This window comes from Streptomyces sp. SID1328, from assembly GCF_009865595.1.
GTDB classification, from domain to species: Bacteria; Actinomycetota; Actinomycetes; order Streptomycetales; family Streptomycetaceae; genus Streptomyces; species Streptomyces griseoluteus.
The window spans coordinates 1-1,558 of the sequence record NZ_WWKH01000806.1 but is presented as its reverse complement, the minus strand read 5'-3'; the positions used below and the strand labels follow the sequence as shown (position 1 = coordinate 1,558).

The window sequence follows — 1,558 nt, the reverse complement described above, 5'->3', positions numbered from 1 at the left end:
GCGTCCTGACAGCGGCCGCCCGCCGAGACCACACGCCGGAGCGGCGGGCCGGGGGCTCCTCCCCCGCCCGCCGCTCCGGCGCGCCGCGTCCCGGCCCGGTCAGGTGGTGGCGACCACCACGGTCTTCGCCGCCTTGTCGTGCAGGCCCTGCTTGTACGGGCGGTCGAAGTAGCTCCAGCCGCCGCAGATCGCGGTCCAGACGCAGGCGCAGCAGAAGGCGAACGGCAGCCACAGCACCAGTGCCCGGATCAGCGAGGACTGCCGGGAGGGGGTGGCGCCGTCGTGCAGGTTGGCCACCCGCATCTTGAGCCAGCGCATGCCGAGCGTCTGTCCGGTGCGGGCGATCAGGATGGTGTCGTAGGCGACGTACAGCACGGCGGCGATGATGGACTGGCCGAGCGACTTGCCGACCTCCATCCGGTCGCCGTTCACGTCGTACTGGTGCACCCCGAAGGCCCAGGTCAGCAGCCAGACGGCGATACCGACGATGATCATGTCGATGATGCGGGCGACGGTGCGTTTGCCGCTGTCCGCGAGCGGCGGCATGCCGGCGAGGGGGTCGCCGGGGCGGCCGGGACCGCCCCCGTAGGGGCTGTCTCCGTAGGGGCCGCCTCCCCCGTAGGGGCCGCCTCCCCCGTAGGGACCGCCGGGGCCCTGAGGACCGCCCTCGTAAGGGCCACCCGACCCGTAGGGGCCCCCGCCCCGGGGCGGGGGCTCGCCGCCGGGCGGCGGGGGCTGCTGGGCGCCGTACGGGCGGTCGTACGGCGAACCCGGCCCCTGCCCCGGGTCCGACGGGGGCCGCTTCCTCAGCGGGTCGTCGTCGGGGGGCTGCGGTCCGGACCCGGGAGGCGGTTCACTGCTCATGGCACCGAGTCGACCGCGAACGCCGGGCCGCCGCACCCGGCGGGCGGCCGTACGGGGGACCCTATTCGGCCACGAAGGTGTGCGCCGCCTTGTCGTGCCAGCACTGGCGCCACGGTCGGTCGAACAGCCCCCACAGCACACCGATCACGCCGATGACGAGGACGCCGGGCAGGCTGTAGACCAGCCAGCGGCGCAGCGCGGCCCCGAAGGACGGGGGCTGGTGCCCCTCGATGTCCCGCACCTGGATGCCGCACAGCCGCTTGCCCAGGGTGCGGCCCCAGCGGGCGGTCGGCAGCACCTCGTACACCACGCCGAAGACCAGCAGGACGCCGAGGACGAGGGCGAGCGAGACGCCGGTGGTGCCGTCGAGCAGCCAGACGGTGACGGTACGGCCGGACAGCCGGGCCGCCTCGATCTTGCTCTGCGTGTGGTCGACGGCGCGGACGCCCAGGGGTACGGCTGCGGCTGCCGTGACGGCGCCGATGAAGACGTTGTCGATCAGGCGGGCGGCGAAGCGCTTGCCGAGTCCGGCCGGGCGGGCCTCCGCCTGGCGCCGGGCCGCCGCGAGGAACGGGTCCTCCACCGGCGGCTTCCACGGCGCCACGGGCTGCTCCTCGCCCGCCCCGGCCAACTGGTGCACCTGCTGCGCCCAGGACGCCTGCCCGCCGCCGGGACCGGCGGCGAGGGGGCCGCC

2 protein-coding genes are annotated in these 1,558 nt (G+C 75.4%); both read right to left on the bottom strand.

All coding sequences use genetic code 11. The annotated features are described in order from the left end of the window. Window positions 1-99: 99 nt before the first annotated feature. Complete coding sequence (locus GT030_RS25835; protein WP_161203166.1) at window positions 100-864, bottom strand: RDD family protein; 765 nt, start codon at window positions 862-864, stop codon at window positions 100-102. A 61-nt stretch (window positions 865-925) separates the two neighbouring features. After that, window positions 926-1,558 (bottom strand): RDD family protein (locus GT030_RS25830; RefSeq protein ID WP_237522820.1); only part of this gene is annotated, 633 nt, incomplete at its 5' end.